The organism is Marinagarivorans cellulosilyticus, assembly GCF_021655555.1.
In the GTDB taxonomy this organism is placed as follows: Bacteria; Pseudomonadota; Gammaproteobacteria; order Pseudomonadales; family Cellvibrionaceae; genus Marinagarivorans; species Marinagarivorans cellulosilyticus.
Genome location: NZ_AP023086.1, coordinates 1,636,227 through 1,656,708 on the forward strand (window position 1 = coordinate 1,636,227; position 20,482 = coordinate 1,656,708).

At 44.5% G+C, this 20,482-nt stretch carries 19 protein-coding genes; 11 read left to right on the forward strand and 8 right to left on the reverse strand.

What is annotated here, in order from left to right; genetic code table 11:
- Window positions 1-112: 112 nt before the first annotated feature.
- The 3 genes from MARGE09_RS06455 (at window position 113) to MARGE09_RS06465 (ending at window position 2,585) form a co-directional block, all read left to right on the forward strand.
- Window positions 113-850 (forward strand): SDR family oxidoreductase, encoded by a 738-nt coding sequence (locus MARGE09_RS06455; protein WP_236986527.1) that lies wholly within the window; start codon window positions 113-115, stop codon window positions 848-850.
- Between the two features lie 35 nt (window positions 851-885).
- On the forward strand, window positions 886-1,728 hold the full coding sequence (gene yghU / locus MARGE09_RS06460) for a glutathione-dependent disulfide-bond oxidoreductase (protein WP_236986528.1): 843 nt from the start codon (window positions 886-888) through the stop codon (window positions 1,726-1,728).
- A 107-nt stretch (window positions 1,729-1,835) separates the two neighbouring features.
- Entirely contained in the window at window positions 1,836-2,585 is a 750-nt protein-coding gene (locus MARGE09_RS06465) for an SDR family oxidoreductase (protein WP_236986529.1), read from the forward strand.
- Window positions 2,586-2,707: 122 nt separating this feature from the next.
- Here the strand turns inward: MARGE09_RS06465 and MARGE09_RS06470 are convergent, their stop codons facing one another.
- Entirely contained in the window at window positions 2,708-3,637 is a 930-nt protein-coding gene (locus tag MARGE09_RS06470) for a hypothetical protein (RefSeq protein WP_236986530.1), read from the reverse strand.
- Between the two features lie 14 nt (window positions 3,638-3,651).
- On the reverse strand, window positions 3,652-4,530 hold the full coding sequence (locus tag MARGE09_RS06475; protein ID WP_236986531.1) for a DUF6345 domain-containing protein: 879 nt from the start codon (window positions 4,528-4,530) through the stop codon (window positions 3,652-3,654).
- Between the two features lie 185 nt (window positions 4,531-4,715).
- Here MARGE09_RS06475 and MARGE09_RS06480 point away from each other — a divergent pair, with 185 nt between their 5' ends.
- A complete protein-coding gene (locus MARGE09_RS06480) occupies window positions 4,716-5,207 on the forward strand; it encodes a DUF6622 family protein (protein WP_236986532.1) in 492 nt (163 codons plus the stop codon).
- A 27-nt stretch (window positions 5,208-5,234) separates the two neighbouring features.
- On the opposite strand, the gene MARGE09_RS06485 is transcribed toward MARGE09_RS06480, so the two are convergent.
- Together MARGE09_RS06485 and MARGE09_RS06490 are read right to left on the reverse strand one after the other, a co-directional pair.
- Entirely contained in the window at window positions 5,235-5,861 is a 627-nt protein-coding gene (locus MARGE09_RS06485) for a GyrI-like domain-containing protein (protein WP_236986533.1), read from the reverse strand.
- A gap of 27 nt (window positions 5,862-5,888) precedes the next feature.
- Entirely contained in the window at window positions 5,889-9,107 is a 3,219-nt protein-coding gene (locus tag MARGE09_RS06490) for a sensor histidine kinase (RefSeq protein WP_236986534.1), read from the reverse strand.
- 269 nt (window positions 9,108-9,376) lie between these two features.
- On the opposite strand from MARGE09_RS06490, the gene MARGE09_RS21550 reads away from it, so the two are divergent.
- From MARGE09_RS21550 to MARGE09_RS06520, 7 genes are all read left to right on the forward strand, one after another.
- A complete protein-coding gene (locus tag MARGE09_RS21550; RefSeq protein ID WP_255711891.1) occupies window positions 9,377-9,502 on the forward strand; it encodes a hypothetical protein in 126 nt (41 codons plus the stop codon).
- Window positions 9,503-9,540: 38 nt separating this feature from the next.
- On the forward strand, window positions 9,541-9,747 hold the full coding sequence (locus MARGE09_RS06495; RefSeq protein WP_236986535.1) for a cold-shock protein: 207 nt from the start codon (window positions 9,541-9,543) through the stop codon (window positions 9,745-9,747).
- A gap of 335 nt (window positions 9,748-10,082) precedes the next feature.
- Entirely contained in the window at window positions 10,083-10,313 is a 231-nt protein-coding gene (locus tag MARGE09_RS06500; RefSeq protein ID WP_236986536.1) for a (2Fe-2S)-binding protein, read from the forward strand.
- Window positions 10,314-10,336: 23 nt separating this feature from the next.
- Window positions 10,337-11,845, forward strand: coding sequence for a phospholipase D-like domain-containing protein (locus MARGE09_RS06505; RefSeq protein ID WP_236986537.1), 1,509 nt, complete (start codon window positions 10,337-10,339; stop codon window positions 11,843-11,845).
- Between the two features lie 249 nt (window positions 11,846-12,094).
- Window positions 12,095-12,493 (forward strand): GtrA family protein, encoded by a 399-nt coding sequence (locus tag MARGE09_RS06510; protein WP_236986538.1) that lies wholly within the window; start codon window positions 12,095-12,097, stop codon window positions 12,491-12,493.
- Window positions 12,493-13,452 (forward strand): glycosyltransferase family 2 protein, encoded by a 960-nt coding sequence (locus MARGE09_RS06515; protein ID WP_236986539.1) that lies wholly within the window; start codon window positions 12,493-12,495, stop codon window positions 13,450-13,452. The genes MARGE09_RS06510 and MARGE09_RS06515 overlap by 1 nt, the downstream gene beginning before the upstream one ends.
- On the forward strand, window positions 13,439-13,819 hold the full coding sequence (locus MARGE09_RS06520; protein WP_236986540.1) for a GtrA family protein: 381 nt from the start codon (window positions 13,439-13,441) through the stop codon (window positions 13,817-13,819). The genes MARGE09_RS06515 and MARGE09_RS06520 overlap by 14 nt, the downstream gene beginning before the upstream one ends.
- A gap of 247 nt (window positions 13,820-14,066) precedes the next feature.
- Here MARGE09_RS06520 and MARGE09_RS06525 read toward each other — a convergent pair whose 3' ends face one another.
- From MARGE09_RS06525 to MARGE09_RS06540, 4 genes are all read right to left on the reverse strand, one after another.
- Entirely contained in the window at window positions 14,067-14,966 is a 900-nt protein-coding gene (locus tag MARGE09_RS06525; RefSeq protein ID WP_236986541.1) for a DUF6174 domain-containing protein, read from the reverse strand.
- Between the two features lie 418 nt (window positions 14,967-15,384).
- The gene (locus MARGE09_RS06530; protein ID WP_338040758.1) at window positions 15,385-17,343 is read right to left on the reverse strand and encodes an acyltransferase family protein; all 1,959 of its coding nucleotides are present in this window, start codon (window positions 17,341-17,343) and stop codon (window positions 15,385-15,387) included.
- Between the two features lie 38 nt (window positions 17,344-17,381).
- On the reverse strand, window positions 17,382-17,969 hold the full coding sequence (locus MARGE09_RS06535) for a PAN domain-containing protein (RefSeq protein ID WP_236986542.1): 588 nt from the start codon (window positions 17,967-17,969) through the stop codon (window positions 17,382-17,384).
- 209 nt (window positions 17,970-18,178) lie between these two features.
- On the reverse strand, window positions 18,179-20,476 hold the full coding sequence (locus MARGE09_RS06540; RefSeq protein ID WP_236986543.1) for an NPCBM/NEW2 domain-containing protein: 2,298 nt from the start codon (window positions 20,474-20,476) through the stop codon (window positions 18,179-18,181).
- Between the last annotated feature and the right edge of the window lie 6 nt (window positions 20,477-20,482).

The window sequence follows — 20,482 nt, forward strand, 5'->3', positions numbered from 1 at the left end:
TGATTATACCGATCGGTACAATATGGTCAAATATACCGATCGGTACAGTTGTGGTTTTAGTCGACCGGGTATAACCGTTGGTCATTCATTGATATTCAATAGGACAATTGTTATGAGTTTTTCAATCGAAGGTAAGGTCGCGTTAGTTACGGGTGCAAACAGAGGAATTGGTAAGGCGATTGTTGAGGCCTTTATTGCGCAGGGTGCGAGCAAGGTGTATTTAGCGGTGCGCAACCCCGAGTCTACCGTTGCGTTGGCGCAGCAGTATGGCGATAAGGTCGTCACGCTAACGTTAGATGCCGGTGATGCAGCGTCTATTAAGCAAGCGGCCACACAGGCGCAGGATGTGGATATTGTGGTGAATAATGCCGGTGTGCTCGAAGTGGCCGACCCACTGGCCGATAATGCTGAAGCGGCTTTGGCGCACGAAATGAATATTAATGTGTATGGTTTGATGCGTGTAGCGCAGGCCTTTGCGCCGATTCTGGCGGAAAAAGAGCAAGCGGCATTTGTGCAGCTTAACTCGGTTGCCTCCATTAAGAATTTTACACCGTTCACCACTTATTCGGCGTCTAAAGCGGCGGCTTATTCAATTACGCAGGGTTTAAGAGATAAATTTCTACCGTTGGGCATTCAGGTATTAAGCGTACACCCCGGCCCCATTAAAACCGATATGGCCGATAAGGCGGGCTTTGAGGAATCTGACCCAGCCTCGAGTGTTGCCGATGGCATTATTACTGCGTTAGCTAGCGGTGATTTTCATGTCTTCCCCGATAGCATGGCGAAAGAGGTTATGGCGGCTTATCAAAGTTTTGCCGATGCCGTTATTAATGCACCCGCGGCAGAATAAAAACATTTAAACGCACTGATAAATAAGGAATCGTTATGTCCGATAATCAAGCCTATCAGCCCCCTAAAGTGTGGCAGTGGCAGCAAGAAAATGGCGGAAATTGGAGCAGTACAAATCGCCCCGTTGCCGGCCCCACCCACGAAAAAGCATTACCGGTGGGCAAGCATCCATTGCAGCTGCATTCGCTGGCGACGCCTAACGGCCAAAAAGTGACAATAATGCTGGAGGAGTTGTTAGCGCTAGGGGAGGCAGGGGCTGAATACGATGCGCACTTTATTGATATTAGTACGGGCGATCAGTTTTCGAGTGGTTTTGTTGCTGTTAATCCAAACTCTAAAATACCGGCTTTAATGGACCACTCAAACACCGAGCCTACGCGTATTTTTGAGTCGGGCGCGATTCTTTTGTACCTTGCTGAAAAGTTTGGTCAGCTGTTACCCGTTTCTTTTAATGAGCGAACACAAGCCTTAAATTGGCTGTTCTGGCAGATGGGCTCTGCGCCTTATTTGGGCGGTGGCTTTGGTCATTTTTACAGCTATGCACCGAGCAAAATGGAATACCCCATCGACCGTTTTACGATGGAAGTTAAGCGCCAGTTAGATGTATTAGATCGGCACTTGGCCGATAACACCTATATGGCTGGCGAAGAATATTCCATTGCCGATATTGCGATTTGGCCATGGTATGGCTGTTTGGTGCTAGGAAGCCTTTATGATGCCGCCGAATTTTTAGATGTGAAGTCGTATACCCATGTATTGCGCTGGGCTAACACCATTGCACAACGCCCAGCGGTACAGCGCGGGCGCAGGGTGAATTTAACTTGGGGCGAAGAAAGTCTGCAATTAAAAGAGCGCCATTCGGCCAGTGATTTAGATTAGTTAATGACTAATAAAATTCCAGCATTATTAGTCAGCCATAAATGGTGCTATTTCTATTACGTTAATCTAAGCATCACTTTCTTTATTCAATTTTTTTGGGGTAATCGATGGAATCGAAATTGGTTTTAATTACCGGGGCAAGCCGTGGCATTGGTGCCGAAACCGCTCTTTTAGCGGCACGAAAAGGCTGGAATGTCGTTATTACTTATAAAGTCCAAAAGTCGGCCGCAGAATCCGTTGTGGATAGAATAGAAAAAATGGGTCGACGTGCATGGGCTGTCAAAGTGGATGTTGCGAACGAAGATGAAATATATGCGTTGTTTAGAAAAATCGACACTGAATATGGACGATTAGATGCTCTGGTTAATAATGCTGGGGCTATTACAGGTATCACCTCGTTTGTTGATATGTCGCCAGAACGAATGCGTGAGGTTTTTAACATCAATGTGATTGGTTCCTTTATTTGTGCGCAGGAGGCTGTAAAGCGAATGATCTTAGGCTCGGGCGGGCAGGGGGGGTCAATTGTTAATGTCTCTTCAGCAGCTTCTCGTATTGGCTCACCGAATGAATTTATAGACTATGCTGCATCGAAAGGAGCGATCGATACATTCACGTTGGGGTTGTCCAAGGAGGTTGCAAGCGAAGGTGTAAGAGTGAATGCTGTGCGCCCAGGTCTTATCAGTACAGATTTACATGCCGATACAGGTGATAAAGATAGACCAGAAAAACTGAAGCAGTTTATACCGATGCAAAGAGCTGGAGAGCCGTCTGAAGTTGCAAGTGCTATAGTGTGGTTGATTTCTAATGAAGCATCTTATGTAAATGGTGCATTACTTGATGTGGCGGGCGGACGTTAATCGTAACACCGCATGTTAAGGCAACAGATGCGGGCTAGGTGCTGGATTATGGCGGATTGCAGTGCTAAAAGCCGGCACGCATTCTTTTAAGAATGCGTGCCGGCTTATGTTGTTAAAAAGTTTTAGATTCTCTCGTCACCTGTCGCTTGCTCGGCTAAGGGTACCGCCACCTGATAAGGGGTTGGGTAATCATTCACATTCAGTACCAGTACGGGGCCAATTTGGTCGCCGTCTATCTGCTGCGCGTATTGAATATTGCCGATAAAGTGAATGGCTTCGGTTGGGTCCTGTTCACTGACTTCGAGTAATAGGTCATTAATCACTTCTTCGCGGTCGCGTAAACGCTGGCCTTCGCGCAAGGTTAATTGTGGCCACTCGGCGCTAATGCGCTGTACTTCACCGTAATTGTTAATGGCAACTCTTACATCGGATTGGCTCACAGGAAGCCCATTGAGGCTGCGTGGCACTATCACGTAACGGTACACTTCCATGGTTCTGCTGGGCTTATCTTCACCGGCTTTGGCGCCCGCTGCCATCTGTTTGGTAATAAAAGGCTTGGCCATTTCGCGGCTATCAAAACCTAGGTCGTTTAATATCGACAGCACTTGTTTTTGAGCTTGGTCCGCTGGAATAGCTCGGGTGTTTGCGTCTTTATCAAAGTTCCACGAGCGGTCGCGATTAACGTAACCTATTTTTGATTTTTCGGTATCGATGCTTAGCGCGCGAATGCCGTCGTCAATATCGGTGACTTCTTCGGGGGCTTCTAGGCTTATTTTATCCTGCAGTGCATTGGCTAGGCGGCTGAAGCTTAGCGCGCTTATTGGATCGCGGCCGGCATAGGGTTTTAATAAGCTTTCATCGTATTGTGGTAGTGCTTTTTCAATCAGTGCTTTTAACTCTTCGGTAGAGGCTTTTTCGGGGGTGATATTTTCCAGCAACATTTTAGCGTTTGTGCGTGAATCTAGCCCCGGTTGTTCTTGCGATAATACCGGCGTAGCTAAAAGCGCTGCGGATACAATAGTTGATAACGCGAATACATTTTTAAGTTTCATGATTAATCTCCTTATTAATTGTTTAGGTCGCTGCCGATTACGGTTTCTGCTTGTGGGTCGCAGCCTTCAATGTACATAACGCCCCACCATCCAATATTGTTGGGGTCGCTCAATACCCTGTTGTAGCGCTCTTTGCCAATGCGATCCCACATATCGTTGTGGTTGGCACCAACGGCATAGGCAACAGGGCATTGGTCGTCGTTATTTTGAATGTTCGGGACATACATATTATCTAGCCACGAATCGGCAATGGTTTTGGAAAATGCGTCTCTGGCGAAGTCGCGATAATCGTTTATTAGAGTTTGACCAATCCACATTAAACCGTGAAAGCCAGTAACTTGGTGGGCGCCATCAAATGCGCGCCACCATGAGGACCATTGGTTGTCGTCCATGCTTTGGCACGAGGAAAGGTGCAAGAATTCTTGATCAAAATCGCCAATGTCCATTTCACTGCGGCGAATATTACAATTGCCGCCACCGGCTTCATTCACGCGTACGCGGCCACCATAATCATTACCCGTTTCAAAGCCGTGCAACGCTAGCATTACCGCATCGCCTTCATCCATATGGGCTGAATCGTTACCCCAGTTTACAATGCTGCGGTCGGCGAATTGGCTATTGCGAATGGAGCCATCTACTTGTTGCCCGTCGCGGCTATAGGCATCGCTACAGTGCCCGCCAATGCACCAACCAAAAAAATTAACACCTTTGCGGGTGATTTCGTCATACCAGGCGTCGGCCATATCGTCCCATGAATTTCGCGTGCTGCCGCTACAGCCCGCATTCCATGTAGTGATAGCATAGCTTTTGGCTTCGTATGCTGCGTTTGCTGGTGCTAGTGCGCCATATAGACCAATAGATATTGCACAGCTTAAAAGGGTTTTCAGTTTCATTGTTATTTCTCCTTCAATGGATTTTTCACTTAGCCACTTGGCTGGTGTGTATTCATGATAGGTTTTGGCAGCGCGCTTGCCAGTGACGAAATACCCAGACGATTGTGAAAAATTACCAAAAAAAGTAACGTAAGCTATAACGGCTTTAGGCCCCAGTGCTGGAACAGCCGCTAGGAGAAATTTGTATGATGTGGAATATCTTAATGCACACCCCGTTATGGGTTTATGGCTTGTTTATTGGGCTAATATGGCTGGGTTGGCGGCAAAGCCGTGATCGCAAAGTTAGCGTTTTTACGCCTTTTATAATGCCTATAGCGCTGTTGTTTTTATCATTATTTGGTGTAGTTTCAGATTTTGGCTTTGGTTTTTACAATATTGCCCTTTGGTGTGCGGCGTGGGCTGCGGTAAGCGGGGTAGGGTACTTATATAAGCGCAATGGCCAAGACTATTATGATGCAAAATCGAAAGTGTACTTTCTGGCGGGAAGTTGGTGGTACCTAGTTTTTATATTGCTTATATTCTTGCTTAAATATTGTGTGGGGGTATTTGTAGCATTAAAGGTGGGCTTTGTTCGGGAGTATTGGTTTGTGCATGCAATACCTATTTGCTATGGCGCTTTAAGCGGAGTGTTTTTTGTGCGTAGCCTACATTTAATGCGCTTGTTTTTTGCTAAATGATGCGGTGCTTTTCTTTAGATATGCCCTTTATGGTGCAGTTGCCATTGGCTGGCGAATAATTGTTTTCCAGTTTTCAGGTGCGGCGCGGCGAATATCACTGAGGTAAATTTCGTGATGTTTGCCGGTAAGTTTTCCGCCATTTTCGTGGATAAAGGCATGTACTCGCTCGACGGTTGGGCCTTCTTCTGTGAATGGGCCAACATGAAGGGTTTGTGCGCATAAGCCTTCTTCAAATGCTTGGTAGCGCAGCTTATCGATTGCGGCTAGGTTTTTCTTGGTTTTAACTTGTGCAATTGCTTGTGCGACTATGTCTTGGTTGATGATTTCTGGCTGCATTATCATCATGCTCCAAATCCAGTTTGATGGATTGTTATTGACAAAATCCATCATATCTTCGGCCCACCACAAACCTTCCAGTGGCATTACGCCATAATCAATGCCCCCCTCAGACTTTTTAACCATAAATTTTAATGTATAAGCAACGCTAGAAAGCGCTTCAATGGCTTGTTGGTGTGTAGGGGAGCCCGGCTCACCTTGACCATCTATGCTAAGAAAGTGCATCTTAGGAACTTGAATGCTAACCACTTTTTTGGCCGAGCAGCGGTAATATTCTTTTAACTCTTTTTTATAGTCGATCTTTTGCATGTTTTTCATAGTAGTGGCTTTATGTGGTGGAGGTAATTATATCGGTAAATAAATGGTAAAGGTGCTGCCTTCGCCAAAAGTGCTTTTACAGTCAATAAAACCGCCATGCAAGCTGGTAAACTCGTCGACCAAAGCAAGGCCTAGGCCGGTGCCGTAGCCATGTATATATTTGGTATCTTGGTCGATTTTTTCGAATCGGGTGAATAGCTTTTTTAAATCTTCTTCGCGAATGCCCTTGCCGGTATCTTTTACTGAAAGTGCGCAATAGGCTTTGTTGTCAATATTGGCGGTTTCTACACTAAGCCATATATCGCCTTTGTCGGAATATTTTATGGCGTTTGATAATAGGTTGTGAATAATCTGTGTTACACGTTGTTCGTCAGCCTGAATAGTGCCATAACTGTTGGTTTTGGGGGAGTGCAGGGTAAGGCCTTTTTTTTGCGCGTCTTCTTGTAGGTCTTCTAGGCAGTGGTGTAAAAGCGCATCAATGTTGCAATCGCCAATTTCAATTTCCATTTTACCCGATTCAATTTTGGATAAATCAAGGATGTCATTAATCAGGTTATTGAGATGCAAGCCGTTGCGGTTAATGGAGCGCAAGGATTCTATCCCTCGTTGATCCAATACGGAGGAATAGCGTTTAATTAGCCTTGTTGAATAACCGTTGATGGCATTTAAAGGGGTGCGCAGTTCGTGGGATACATTCGCCAAAAAAAGTGTTTTTGCCGCATTGGCCTCTTGCAGTGCTGCGGTTTTTGTTTTGACTTCTAAATGGAGTGTTCTGTTTAGTGTGCGTAAGAAAACTAAGCGGATAAGGCCATAACTAAAAATTAATCCGACAATGGTATAAAGGGTATACGCTAACTTGCTGCGGCTTAAAGGCGGTGTAATATTGATATTTAGGCTGCGTTCTTGTGTCGACCATTCGCCATTGCGCTTTTTGGCTTTGATCACCAAGCGGTATTTTCCTGCATTTAGATTGGCAAAGCTAGCGCTGCCGTTGCCAAAGTGATCGATCCATTGGCTATCGTGGTTTTCGAGTTTATAAGCGAATTCGGTATGGCCGCCAAAACTTAGGTTTAAGTTTGCAAAGCCAACCTCAAAAAAATTGTCGCTTTCATTTAAGGTGAGCGTGGTTGTGTAGGCTACATCTTCTATGAGTTGCTGGCCTGCTCTATTGATTGTTGTTTTTTTGCCCAAAATATCGAGATGGGTAAGCTCTATTTTGGGGTCGTCTGTGGGTAGCGTTAAATTGCTTGGGTTAAAACTAATCAGCCCGTTGGTTGTGCCGAAATACAAGGTGCCATTTTTTAATGCCAGTGAAGCGTTGCGGTTGCTTACATCGCCGGCTAAGCCGTCCCTGAGTGTTAGGATGGTTTCAACGGCTAGGGTTGTAGGGTTAACTTTGGCGATGCCTGCGAGGGTGCTTACCCAAATAAAACCTTGCTTATCTTGCTGTATGGCGGCAATGGTATTGCTTGGTAGGCCGTTATCTTGGTTTAAAGTTGCGTGTTGGTTTGCTTCTAGTGACCATTTAATAAGCCCGCTACCTTGAGTGGCTAGCCATAAATCATTATTTGAATCGGTAAAAATAAGCCTGATGCGTTGCTCGGCCAATAAGCTGCCTTCAAAGGGTGTTTTGTGGGTGAAGTGATGGTTGCTGGGGATAAATTGATTAGCCCCATTTTCGGTGCCAACCCAAAGCTCGCCTTTATTGTTTTCTCCAATACTTAACACGTAGTTAGAGCTAATGCTGTGGTTTTTTTTAGGGTCGTTTTGGTATTGTACGAAGTTATCGGTTTTTTCGTTGTAGCGGTACAGGCCGTGGCGTTCGGTACCTATCCAAAGTGTTTTGCGGCTATCGAGGTAGCTCGCCCAGATGTTTTGGCCGTGAAAGTTTTGCGCTGGCCCGTAGGTTTTAATATGGCCAGTTTTTTTATTCAGCTTGCCCAGCCCGCCAGACCAAGTGCCAACCCAAAGGTGCCCGTTGGGGCCATCGGCCAGTGTGGTAACTGCCGAAGCCGGCAGAGAATTTTTATCGCCTTTTACATGAGGGTAACGGGTAATGCTGCCGTCTTTGTGATGGATGCGATTAAGGCCGCCTTCTGTGCCTACCCAAATATCGCCAGTTGCATCTTGATGCAGCGATAAAATGCTGCTGTTGCTTAGCGAGTTTTTATCAAGGGGGTGTTGTTGCCAGCTTTGAAATTGCTCTGTGGACGGGTGGTAGCGACTTAGCCCGCCAGGAAAAGTAATAAACCACATATTGCTGTGGGCGTCTTCTGCGATAACGCTCACGGTGTTGGATATTAGGGAGCGTTCGTCAAAGAGGTCGTGCTGATAATGAATGAAGTCACGCTGTGCTGGGCGGTAGCGGTAGGCGCCGCCTTTGTCGGCACTGACCCAGAGTGTGCCGGTGCGATCTTTTGTGATGTCGGTAATAATGTCGCTAGTGATCTCCCCCTGCCTGTTGGTTAGCGTGTGGGCTGTAAAGCTGTTGCCGTCGCTATTGAGACGGCATAAACCGCCGCCCCAAGTGCCAACCCATAAGGTTCCATCTTCGGCTTCGGCAAGGGCCCGAACATCGGTATGGCATAAGCTATTGGGGTTATTCGGATTGTCGCTAAAGTGTGTAAAGCTATTGTGCTGGCGGTTCCAACGGCTTAAGCCGGTATCTTTATAACCAATCCAAATATTGAGTTGGCTATCTTCAAAAAGCGCGGTTACATGATCGCTGGAGAGCGCATTGTTAGATAAACCATTAGGATCTGATTTCCAGTGCCCGATTTGCTCGTGCTTGCCATTAAACTTAATAATTCCACGGGTTGTCGCGGCGTAGATGATATTACCGTCTGCTTCAATTACATCGCTGATGTAATCATTTTTAAGGTAATGAGTGAATGTGTGGTACCGCGCAGAGAATCGGTTGAGCCCGCGGCTAGTACCCACCCAGATTTCACCGCGGTGATCAACAGCAAGGCTGATAGCCCACTCACTACTTAGGCCGTGCTCGGAGCTGAAGCGCTGAATGCGGTCGCCGTCAAAGCGTTTTAAGCCAGATTCTGTCGCCAGCCAAATAAAACCCTTGTGGTCGAAGACTACATCCTCGATGGCATCAAGCTTATCTTTTCCGTTTTGGCTTTGGGTAAAGCGTTGAACTAAAAGGTTTTTAGAGCTTTCAGCCAAAACCGGCTGCATGACGCCTGCGCCACAGCAAAAAAACACACCTACAATAACAATCACGTGTCTCAGCATTCGAGTGCGCGGCACCTACCTACCGGTAATCAGTAATTCTTCTATAGAGTGTAGACGCTGAGTTAGCTTTCGTATTGCTGAACGGTGTTGGCTTTAGGTTGCGTGTTAGCGGGGATATGTCGCGTGTCAAATCGGCACGGGTTTCATCTTTTTATCACGGTGTAATACAGTTTTCGCCCTGCGGGCTATGTATCATAAGGCGTCTAGGGGTGTTATATTTTGACCCTAAGGGCCGGTAGTACCGCACGGCCCAGAGTTAAGGGTTTTTTTTGACAGCCACTTCACTTTTAAGTCGTACTCAGCGCTTGCACTCTATAGCGTGTGCCGCCCAGCAAGATGCTGTTGGCAGGCCAGATCAACGCAAAAGCTGTATTCGTAATGGTGATAGCGAATAGAGTCATTCAATTATTCACCGCACATAGAAGAAAGCATTATGAGTAAAGGTACTGTTAAGTGGTTTAACGCGGACAAAGGTTTTGGTTTTATTACTCCTGAAGACGGAAGCAAAGATTTGTTTGTTCATCACTCAGAAATTCAAGCGGGTGGCGGATACGCAACATTAAACGATGGCCAAGCGGTTGAGTTTGAAGTTGGCCAAGGCCAAAAAGGCCCATGTGCGAATAAAGTTGTACCTGTTTAAGCGACACGCCTAAATAGATAGCCCAGTTCCAGCGTTATTCTTATTTTGTGCGGCATAGCGAATATGCTGCGGTAATTAGTAAGGTTTAGCTGGAGGTGGCATAAATATATGGCCTTCATGGAAGAAGGCTATATCTTTCGGTATTACCCCTGCACGCCCATTCTTGCTGTAACCTTTTTGTTACAATTGCCATAGTTACCCCTTTTTCGATTCAATCAAAACGATAACCCCTGCTTGACATGCCCTTGGCGACCTTCGTTGATGTGTATTTCAGCGAAAATGTTAGCTATTGCGGTGAATTTGGCGAGGCTATGCAGCACTAAGCTTGAGGCGCTATGAAACAAGAAACCATTGAAAACCCCTTGGCTAAGCTCCCTGATATCCTAAAAAAAGATTTAGACAGTAACCTTTGTGTATGTAATGAGGTTGTAAAAATAGATATCATTAATGCAATTGCAGGCGGCGCCAATACACTGGATGCAGTAACACATGAAACCTATGCGGCTGATGGTAATGGCTGCTGTGCTCAACAGGTAGAGCGATTAATCGAATGCATTTGGGCTTAAGGCGTAAAGCCTGTGGAACCACGATGACTGAACACGCAAGGACAATAATGACGTATTTACTCGCAGGGATATTGATAATGACACTCACGATTAAAGCATATGCGGTAACCCCGCTTGTGCAGCGAATGGATGAGTTTTGTACGCCATGTAACGATAAAATAGCGACCCAAACCGGTAGCTATATTCTAGAGAAAGGCGAAGAAGCGTTAATAAGCCGTGCGTGGTTAGCCGAGAACGCAACCCAAACAATTGACGTGCAATATTTTATTTGGAGCACCGATAATATCGGGATTCTTGCCGGTGAAGCATTGCTTACGGCGGCAGAGCGCGGGGTGAAAGTTCGCGTGCTGGTGGATGATTTATTAGTGGATGCGCAAAGCCAAACGCTATTAATATTGGCCGCGCATCCGAATGTATCAATTAAAATTTATAACCCTCAGCATTCGGTGGGGGTCTCTTTTTGGCGGCGGGTAAAAAACGTTTTAACAAATTTCCATGGCGCCAACCAGCGTATGCACGATAAGGCCGCTATTTTTGATGGCGTTATAGGTGTAACTGGCGGCCGAAATATGGCTGATGAATATTTCGATTACGATCACGACTATAACTTTCGCGATAGAGATATTCTACTGGTTGGCCGTGCAGTTAAAGATATGAGCGCTAACTTTGATGAGTTTTGGGCAAGCCCGTTATCTGTTGATGTTGAGGACATTTTAGCTGAAGAAGTGGGCGCCATTGATGACGCGCAAATACAGTCTCATATAGAAACGCTTCATGCCTATGCGCAAGACGAAGCCAATTTCTCGCCCCTAGTGCGCGATATGCTCAAAAACCTGCCTAAACATTTTGCAGAAATCTTTAATAATATGCAGTGGGGAGATGTTCAGTATATTAGTGATACTCCTGGTAAAAACGACGGCAGTGCATTTTTGGCAGGGGGTGGAGAATCTACTGACCTTTTAGCTAAGCAACTGTTATCTGCCAAGCAGCGCATTCTTATTCAGAGCCCTTATCTCGTGTTTCCAGAGGAGGGGATGGACCTATTACAGAGCTTATTAGACCAAGGGATTAGTGTTGATATATCCACCAACTCGCTTGCCTCTACTGATAATTTAATGGCTTTTAGTGGTTATGCTAACCAGCGAAAAAAACTATTGAAAATGGGCGTAGGACTCTACGAATTTAAACCCCACCCAGAAATACAACAACAGCTGGTACAGCGCTACCCCGCATTAAAAGAGAACAACCCAATCTTTGCTATTCATGCAAAAAGCATGGTTATTGATGAAACTACAATTTTTATCGGTACCTTCAACTTAGACCCGCGCTCGGCCAACCTGAATACAGAGGTGGGTGTACTGATCGAAAACGCCGTATTAGGTGAGCAGTTACAGCAAAGCATACTGAACGATATAAAGCCGGAAAATAGCTGGAAGATAACGCCGGAATACAACCCTGATAAGGAAGTGGGGCCGGGAAAGCGTATGAAGCTGTGGTTTTACCGGATTTTGCCTATTGGGCGGTTGTTGTAGTGGCGTTTTGGTGCGGAGTATTGACAGGAGCGCTTTAGAGGCTGGCACTTGCAATGGTTGGCAGCTTTTAGTAAGCGAGGGCCCTGAGAGTACCCTAGAGGGGACTGCTTTAGGTTCATTGGGGGTTGATTCTGTAATGTTTTGTAAAAATGTGAATCTAAGCGTGAAGATTTTGAGGCCTCTGAGATATTTAACGTCTCTCCTCTCTGCGATTCCGCTATCATTGCGCCTTTTGGGTGAGGTCAAGGCTTGTCTCTTCGTATACTAGAGCGCTTAATAAGCCGGCAGTTGATGGCTTTTCTCTTTGTTGGCGGTTCTGCCACCTTACTGCAGTTTGTATTGCTCATGTTACTGGTCGAGGCCTTCGGGAGTGGTAAGGTCGTAGCATCGGCATCAGCGTATTTATTAAGTGCGGTGTATAACTATTTACTGAACTACTATATTACTTTTGACAGTCAGCAAAGCCATTGGGCGACATTACCAAAGTTTATAGTGGTGGTTGCTGCGGGGGTTGTGGTGAATACCTCTGTGTTTGCGGCTGCTTTGCCGTACTTACCTTACCTTGCTGCTCAAATCATAGCGGTTGTGGCTGCATTGGTAACTAATTACTTTCTGCACAAATTTTGGATATATCGGAGAAGAGAATAATGACACAAGCTCCATCTCTCGCAATTGTTGTTCCCTGTTATAACGAAGAGGAAGTACTGTCGGAGACATTCTCTGTATTGGATGGTGTTATTAGCACACTCATCGAAAGCAATAAGGTTGGAGCGGACTCTAAGCTGTATTTTGTTGACGATGGTAGCAAAGACAAAACTTGGGAAATGCTAGAGGGCAAAGCGCAAGTCGACGAGCACGTAGTAGCGATTAAGTTGTCCCGTAACAAGGGGCATCAAAACGCACTTTATGCCGGTTTATGTTCAACAACGGAAGACCTTGTAGTAAGCATTGATGCCGATTTACAAGATGGCCCCGAAAATATTGAAGCTATGGTGGACGAATATGCCAAAGGCTTTGAGGTTGTTTACGGTGTGCGCTCCGAGCGCAAAACCGATACTTTCTTTAAGCGTTTTACGGCAGAAGGCTATTACCACCTTATGCGCAAAATGGGGGTGGACTTGGTATTTAATCATGCCGACTTCCGCTTGATGTCTCGCAAAGCGTTAGAGGCATTCAAAGAGTACCCTGAAGCGAATTTATTTTTACGTGGCATTGTGCGTGAAGTCGGATTTTCTTCGTCGACCGTAGAGTACGAGCGCCAAGAGCGCTTTGCCGGTGAGAGTAAATACCCTCTTCGCAAGATGTTAAGTTTTGCATGGGAAGGGATTTCTTCATTTTCTACCGTGCCGTTACGAGCGATCACAATCATGGGCTTTGTTGCCGGACTGTTGAGCTTGGCAATGATTGTGTGGGTGTTAGGTGTTCGAATTTTTACCGACAGCGCCATCCCTGGTTGGGCTTCTATTCTTTTGCCTTTACTGTTTATTGGTAGTGTTCAGTTAATGTGTTTGGGAATTTTGGGGGAGTATATGGCGAAGATTTATGCTGAGGTTAAAGGTAGGCCTAAGTATCATATTGAGAAAAAAGCACTTTATGATAAGCATTAAACTACTAAAACAGCTCGTTAAATTTGGCGCTGTCGGAGTTCTGGCGTCAGGGGTGCACTATGTCGTTGCCTTAACCGCGAGTACTATTTTGGGGTGTAGCTTGCAGGCGAGCAATTTAATGGGGTTTAGTTGCGGCTTTATTATTTCCTATGTTGGGCAGGCGTTTTTTACTTTTGGTCATGCTTTCAGTTGGAAAACGTTGTCGAAATATCTTTTACTGGCGTGCTTTACGTATACCTTGTCGGTGCTGATTGTTACGCTGCTAAGTGGTTTTTTACCCCCGGCAGGATTGTTTGCCGTGACGGTAATGCTAATTCCGGTTTTTAGTTTTTTGATTAGTAAGTTTTTTGTTTTTCGAAGGACGTAGCAATCTGCGCGTTAATGAAGACTACAGTATTTAATATCTTGCATGGCTGTAAAGAGGTTTTTTTGAATCCTTCCTGAATTAGGGGCGAGCGTTACTCGATCGTAGTCATGGACTTTTGTATTTCAAATTTTTTCGTTAGTCTTTCATTGCGGGGAAGGTCGGTTACTGAATGTAGTGACTTTCCAGTAGAGTGTTTTTTTGCTGCGTCTAGATAGTGCCTTTAATAATACGATGCTCTTTTCTGGTTTTACTCGACTCCTTTTATTGAAAGTATTGTTAAGTGTGAGGCGCTATCTGTTCTCGCGTAAGGGCCTTCTGTGTGAATCGATTCCAAGTGCCCATCGTTGCCGATCGCGTATCTAGATTTTTGATTTAAATCGCTGGCGATAGAAATAGCAAAGTCATATATTTCTGCCATAGTGCTGGGGTGTTTGTCTAGTGTGTAACCTAGTGACTCGTTTTGGGTAATAAAGTATTTTTCTATGCTTTGATCTGATACAACGTGACTAAATACTTCATTCACGGATACCGACGAAAATCCCCATGATATTGAATAATTTAGATAGTATTCTTGTGATGTTCCTAGGGGTTTCGATTTTAGATTTTCTAATGTTGCAGTGTGCTGATCGGGGTTGTAAAAATCATTTAGAGTGAATTGTAGTGCTTCGTCGCCACTTTCCTCAAAATATTCAAAGCTTTCGGGGTATCCGTACTCTGAGTTATAGCTGACTTCTCCGATGAGTAGTGTATTTTTAATCTTCGAAGAGATAATATCAAATGTGTCATCGATAGTGTATGTGGTGTTTTTTGCTAGGTCTATGTATGAATATGGGCCAAATATACTCGAATGTTCCGATGGGGATTGAAGCGCGTTCGTTACATCACCAGACTCGACAATAGAGATTATTTCGTGTATCCGCTGCCCGTTACTAATGCCGTGCTCGCCGCCGCTAAAGCTTATATTTATTCGGTAATTGCTGGGGCCTACTTGCTCCCACTTTTGCCTTGCTAGCGTTAAAGTTTTTAAATTCTTGGCGGCTTCTCCCGTCTCGGCGCCAATAGTTTCTGAGGTGCTAATGCTCGAGTTCGATGTGCCTTTGCAGCCTGCTAGTGATGCTAGTATCAAAAGTAACATTATGTTTCGCATGTAACACCTTCTTCGTATGTTGTTTTCTTGAGTATATAATTTTAAAATTATATACTCGGCCAATGCTCGAGACTGTAATTTTTTGTATGGACTATAGTTTTTGGGGATGGGATGCTGGCGGTATGGTACCCTTTTTGATTAAACTTCCGGCCTGTACCCTCGTGAGGGCTTGAGAGGATTGGTCGGTTCAACCTGCTGGGGATTGTAAATGGTAAGGTGAAATTATTATAGATTTACCACCCCGCCGGACTATTATGTGGCTAGTCGAATTCTTTGAGACCAAAAGTCTCTGTGCTTAGCCCCGTTAGTTAGTGTCCGGTACGCCTGTGTTCGTGCTTGTGGGTGTAGGCTCTAATCGGCCATCCTTGAGTGAAAAGTTATCGAGGCTAAGTGCTTCCAATTTGTCGGCACCCCAGGGTCACTTTGAGGTATTGGCTTGCTTAGCTCTTCTCATTTCAACTCTCATCTCCTCTGCAAGTGCATGGGCATATGTTGAAGATATGTGCTTGTGATCTCGGTAGTGAATAATGTAGTCGTCTTCAGCCAAGCATACCCCCTCAGGGCATACATACCTGTTAAGGTCTAATGGCATTGCATTGTCATATTTTTGGAGGGCTTTCTGTTGAGCCTTCCAAACGGGGTCTTCTTTTTCCGGCTCAATCCGTGATTGACAATTTTCGTGCTTATCTTGATCGTTAGAATATTTTGATAAACATGTCGGAGCATTAAAATTTAATACCGGAGTACCTCTGATTAGATAAACTTCACCAACAAATGGGCTAATTTTTTGTAGGACTTTTTCGGTGCCGTATTCCCATTGTTCTAAGGTGTAATTATAGTAATAAGCGGAGCCGAAAATCATAATGTCGGGCTTTATTATTTGTATCATGCTAAAGGCTGAAGACTTCCATTCCATACATTCAGTATACTCTCGTTTTATGACGTCGTCGTAAATAGACTCCCCGTTGATTGGGCAGCTCGATTTAGTGAGCACAAGTAGCCGCCAATCCTTATTGTTAAAGATTTTCTCGTAGGCTGAGAACCACTGTAAGCCGATGCTATCCCCCATGATTACAGCTGTCTTTTTTGCGTTGGGATTTCCAAATTCACAGAGCACAACGTGAGAACTACGGTGATAGTCATCACAATTCATGTCATAAATGCGTGGCTGGTCGTTGCGCGCTTGTTCGTATTTACTATGCTTATTATTGTCTAGCGTATATTCTAAATGAGTGGTCCATATATAAGCCGTGCAAAGAAGAACCGCAGTTAGAGCCCCTGATCTTATCAATGTACTTGTGCTAGTTGGGAAGAAGTAAGTGCTATAGCGCGCCGGTTTTTCTATTATATGATATGTGGCTATTGCTAGTGCCAGTGATAAAAAAATCATGGCTATAGTTGTTGCGCTTTCTTCTGGGTAAATATGAGCTCCCAATACAAAAACGGGCCAATGCCAAAGGTACCAAGAATAAGAAATATTTCCGAAATACCTACAGATAGGGTGGGAGAGGAGCCGTGATAGTGTCGTGCGCTCCCCGCTGCCTGCGTGACCAGACCAAATCAATAATGCTGCGCCGGCAGTTGGGGAAAGCGCATATATTCCTGGGTAAAGGCTGCTATTTTTTAATGTAATTACACTTATCAAAATTAGACTGATGCCTCCCAGTGAAGCGGTATTGCGGCAAGCCAAGGAGGCAGTCGAACATTGCGTTATGGCGATAAATACCAATGCACCTAAGGCAAACTGCCATGCGCGGAGTGGCATCATATAAAATGCGACTTTAGTGTGGTTTGTGTATGTGCTAAATACATTAACTATTAAGCTTAAGGCTATGATTGCTACCAACATAACCTTTAAAATTTTTACCGGATATGATTTTTTCTTTGTGATCGTGCTAAATACAATAATCAATATTGGCCAGACTAAGTAAAATTGCTCTTCAACTGATAAAGACCAGGTGTGTAAGAAAATGTTGTTTTCGGCTCTTATTCCGAAATAATCGATATTTAAGAGCGAGAAATAGAAATTGCTTATCCAGAGTAATGAGCTAAACGCAGACTCGGCTTGGCCCACTTGATCAACCGTGGGTAAAATAAAATAAGCAGAAATGGATGCACCGATTAGCATTGTGGCAAGTGCGGGTATTAATCTTTTGGCGCGCTTAGAATAAAAACAAATCAGATTAACTTTTCCGTTTTGATTGTATTCATTTAGTAGTAAGCCAGTAATGAGGAAGCCGGAAATAACAAAAAAAATGTCAACCCCAATATAGCCACCAGTGAAAAATGAAATATCAGCGTGTGAAAAAATAACAAGTACAACGGCAAGTGCTCTGATGCCATCTATGTCTTGACGGTAGCGGATTAGCGGATTGATTTTCTACTCTCCCTATTTTTGAACTTAAGTCTTTCAGTCTAAGGTGGTGATTTGCTACCCTTTAGCCCTGAGTCATATAGCTCAGACTCCTCAAACGTGTAGCCACGAGATTTTAGCCAGCATTTTCCATGTATCGCAGTATTTTTATGCCTTTTGGTCGCGAAGGTAAAGCCGTGACACTTAGGCTCCTGCATGCATACTTTTTTACATTCATCGATTCCTCCGGAGGTTCGCACTTCTTTCAAGTCGCCTCCTGATAGGTCTGAATTAGCCGCAAAGACGACCTCATATTCTCGGTTAGTATCTGCTTGAAGTTTGAGGGCGGCTGCTAAGCTATAAAGCTTCATTTCTGATGTGGAATACTCATGCCCTTTATGCTGGATGACAGGCTCTGATCTGGATATTTCATGTAGTAATGAGGTGTCAATGGTCAAATTTTTGCGAATAATTCCGCTTGCTGTTAGCTCGTGTATAAGTTTTTCTGGGCGTGCCAGCGTAGAGATAGAGTCAAAGTCTGCTTTATAGAGTGGAAGTACTTCTCTTGCGAGGGCTTCATTATCGCTATTTTTTTCGGTGCAACCGAATAGTAATGAGATAAGAATGACGAGTTGTGGAAAATGGCGCATATGTAAATACTGTTGTTGTGCTTCTGTGCAAAAGGTGCAAAAAAATAAAAAGGCATTGTCCGATGCCTTCGCTGTGCTGTGGGGAGGAGGTTATCATGCACATTTACCGTAAAATGTAATATTTTGTAATACGGTAAATCTAATTTTGCCGGTGAGATGCAATGTGTTTTGAATTGTGAGTAGGCTTCGTCAGGAGCAGCGTATATAGCCTATTCTCCTGAGTCTAAAATGAGGTCTGCAGATAACCAGTTGAGGTGATCGCAGTGGCGGTTCTCCCCATAGTTGGATCGCAGAATCAGTTTTGACATGCCAGAGACATCTAAAGTGATTGATCGGTATTGGTTGTGAGAGAGTTTGCGCTGGTGTAACTCTTTTCCATCCCCTGCTATCGAAATGGTTAGTCCATCGCCACAGCCACCAGAAAAATCAGATATTCCGTATGAAATATTCATTATTTTCGAGTTTTCAGGTAAGTCAATAATATGATTACTGGATGCGTGGGTGCCAAATCCATCGCTGAAGAATACATTACCGCTCGATAGGTGGTCGCCAGTAAATGCCTTATTAACTTGGTTTTGGCGTACATCTTGAGTAGAGCTGATCAAAAAGGTGAGCGGGTTAACAATGCTGTCGTTGTATTGAGTCAGGATGAACTCCCTCAAAACCTTTCGCCCATCAGGTGAGTCGGCTGTAAAGGTTACAATATTGCTACCAAGATATAACTGCTTACTGTCGATAGTGATTTTTTGGCTGACCGCCTCCCAAAAGAATTTTAGCGTTTTTTGCTGATTTCCATATAGGGAGCGAGCAGTTAGAGAGGTTCTTGCATTTGGGGAGATATGAGCGTCGAAAATATAATTTTTCCCTTGTTTTTGAGGTGGGGCGATTTTAAAAAAACTATCGGCTCGCTCGATATTCCCGTTTGAATCTTCATGGAATACCTCTTTTGAATATAGTACGAGGTAATCGTTGTATTCTCTCTGAAGGTACTTTTTTAAATTATAATGGCGAGCATCATCGCCCTTCCGTATCACAACAATATTGGCTCGCTTTGCTTCGGGTGTTCTTACGCCGAAAACTATGCTGCCATATTTTAATACAGCCTGAAATGCGCCGTCAGGATTCTTAAACTCCACCGTGCTAATGTATTCATGCGGGTTATATTTAAGGTGAAATAATGTGGCGATATAGGGCTGATTGAGTGCATCTGATGCGTAAAGTACCTCGTCATCGATCAAATGTTGATAGGCGTCCTCTACAGCCTGTCCGTATCCTTCGAAAAAAAAGGCGCTAACTTGTTTTGCGTATTCTCCTGAATAGACTTTATAAAAGTGATATGTGGTGATTGAGAAAATTAGGCAAAAGGTAATAGCAATTGTTCGGTTGTATTTGAAAAGCTGGTAAAGGCCGTAAGCAAAAAATAGGATGATCGGGAATACAATGGTATTCATTCGGTGAATCGCTGGTGAGGATGTTCCCGATACTAAGAACGACGCTAAAAACCAAAAGAGTACAAGTGCGAAAGGGGTAAATGTTTTGGACTTAGCTACGCGAAAAATAATAAGTAGAGCGCCCCCGATGATAAGTGGCAGACTGTATTTAGGTAGGTAGCCAACATTGGGGGCGCTATTTTGGGTTTCATAGTCGTTGAAGTCTATAAACAGAATTTTGATGCTGTGGCCTAGGTGCTGCAGAGTGTCTTGGATAAAACTGCCACCATATATGGATGACATATGTGTGTATCTTGGGCTACCTGTGTATCTTGGAATCGATAATATACCGCTTTCGAATGCGGGGAGCTTATAGGTGTTAATAACGACAAAGGTAAAAATCGGTAGAGCAGTAACTACTAAGACTAGGGTGCTAATTGAAATGTTTTTAAAACTAAATACGCGAAACCCAATGCAGTAAATTCCAGCGAAAAAAAGAAAAAGAGGGATAACCAAATACGAGGGAGCATAGGCATAGAGCGATATGCCAAAGAACAAGAAGGACAAAGGTAAAAGACGCTTATGCTCGCTGGCCTTGACAAGAAAGTATACGGATATAAGCATGAACACAGGCAGGATGTTTGATTCTAACGCCCATCGGCTCACCATGATGTGCCATGGCGAAATCGCTGTAATTGCTGCAGCAAGAAGGCCAAAATTAATACCCTCTAAGCGCCTGCCTAGCAAGTACATAACCCACACTGCAATGCAGCCCAGCAGAGCAGGAGCAACTCGAATACTGAAGACGCTAAGGCCGAAGACTTTAATAAACGGCATGGATAGGTAAGCGAGCAGAGCATTTTGCCCGCTCCCCCATGCAATCATGTGTACGGGGTTATGAACCCCGTTTCTATCAATTCCGTATTCCAATAGAGCGTAGGCATCATAGCCCATAGAGGCTTCATCTTGATTTAGCCCACCGGGAAGATCGCCTAGCCAGATAAAGCGGGTTGCAATAGTGGTTGCCGCTATAAGAATAAAAGCGAAGAGCTGATACCTACTTAGTTCCTTTAACATAAGATC

Bases quoted from the DNA above. Each gene is read 5' to 3' on its own strand.
- MARGE09_RS06455 (WP_236986527.1), top strand. From the start codon at position 113: ATGAGTTTTTCAATCGAAGGTAAGGTCGCGTTAGTTACGGGTGCAAAC.
- yghU (WP_236986528.1), top strand. From the start codon at position 886: ATGTCCGATAATCAAGCCTATCAGCCCCCTAAAGTGTGGCAGTGGCAG.
- MARGE09_RS06465 (WP_236986529.1), top strand. From the start codon at position 1,836: ATGGAATCGAAATTGGTTTTAATTACCGGGGCAAGCCGTGGCATTGGT.
- MARGE09_RS06470 (WP_236986530.1), bottom strand. From the start codon at position 3,637: ATGAAACTTAAAAATGTATTCGCGTTATCAACTATTGTATCCGCAGCG.
- MARGE09_RS06475 (WP_236986531.1), bottom strand. From the start codon at position 4,530: ATGAAACTGAAAACCCTTTTAAGCTGTGCAATATCTATTGGTCTATAT.
- MARGE09_RS06480 (WP_236986532.1), top strand. From the start codon at position 4,716: ATGATGTGGAATATCTTAATGCACACCCCGTTATGGGTTTATGGCTTG.
- MARGE09_RS06485 (WP_236986533.1), bottom strand. From the start codon at position 5,861: ATGAAAAACATGCAAAAGATCGACTATAAAAAAGAGTTAAAAGAATAT.
- MARGE09_RS06490 (WP_236986534.1), bottom strand. From the start codon at position 9,107: ATGCTGAGACACGTGATTGTTATTGTAGGTGTGTTTTTTTGCTGTGGC.
- MARGE09_RS06495 (WP_236986535.1), top strand. From the start codon at position 9,541: ATGAGTAAAGGTACTGTTAAGTGGTTTAACGCGGACAAAGGTTTTGGT.
- MARGE09_RS06500 (WP_236986536.1), top strand. From the start codon at position 10,083: ATGAAACAAGAAACCATTGAAAACCCCTTGGCTAAGCTCCCTGATATC.
- MARGE09_RS06505 (WP_236986537.1), top strand. From the start codon at position 10,337: ATGACTGAACACGCAAGGACAATAATGACGTATTTACTCGCAGGGATA.
- MARGE09_RS06515 (WP_236986539.1), top strand. From the start codon at position 12,493: ATGACACAAGCTCCATCTCTCGCAATTGTTGTTCCCTGTTATAACGAA.
- MARGE09_RS06520 (WP_236986540.1), top strand. From the start codon at position 13,439: ATGATAAGCATTAAACTACTAAAACAGCTCGTTAAATTTGGCGCTGTC.
- MARGE09_RS06525 (WP_236986541.1), bottom strand. From the start codon at position 14,966: ATGCGAAACATAATGTTACTTTTGATACTAGCATCACTAGCAGGCTGC.
- MARGE09_RS06535 (WP_236986542.1), bottom strand. From the start codon at position 17,969: ATGCGCCATTTTCCACAACTCGTCATTCTTATCTCATTACTATTCGGT.
- MARGE09_RS06540 (WP_236986543.1), bottom strand. From the start codon at position 20,476: ATGTTAAAGGAACTAAGTAGGTATCAGCTCTTCGCTTTTATTCTTATA.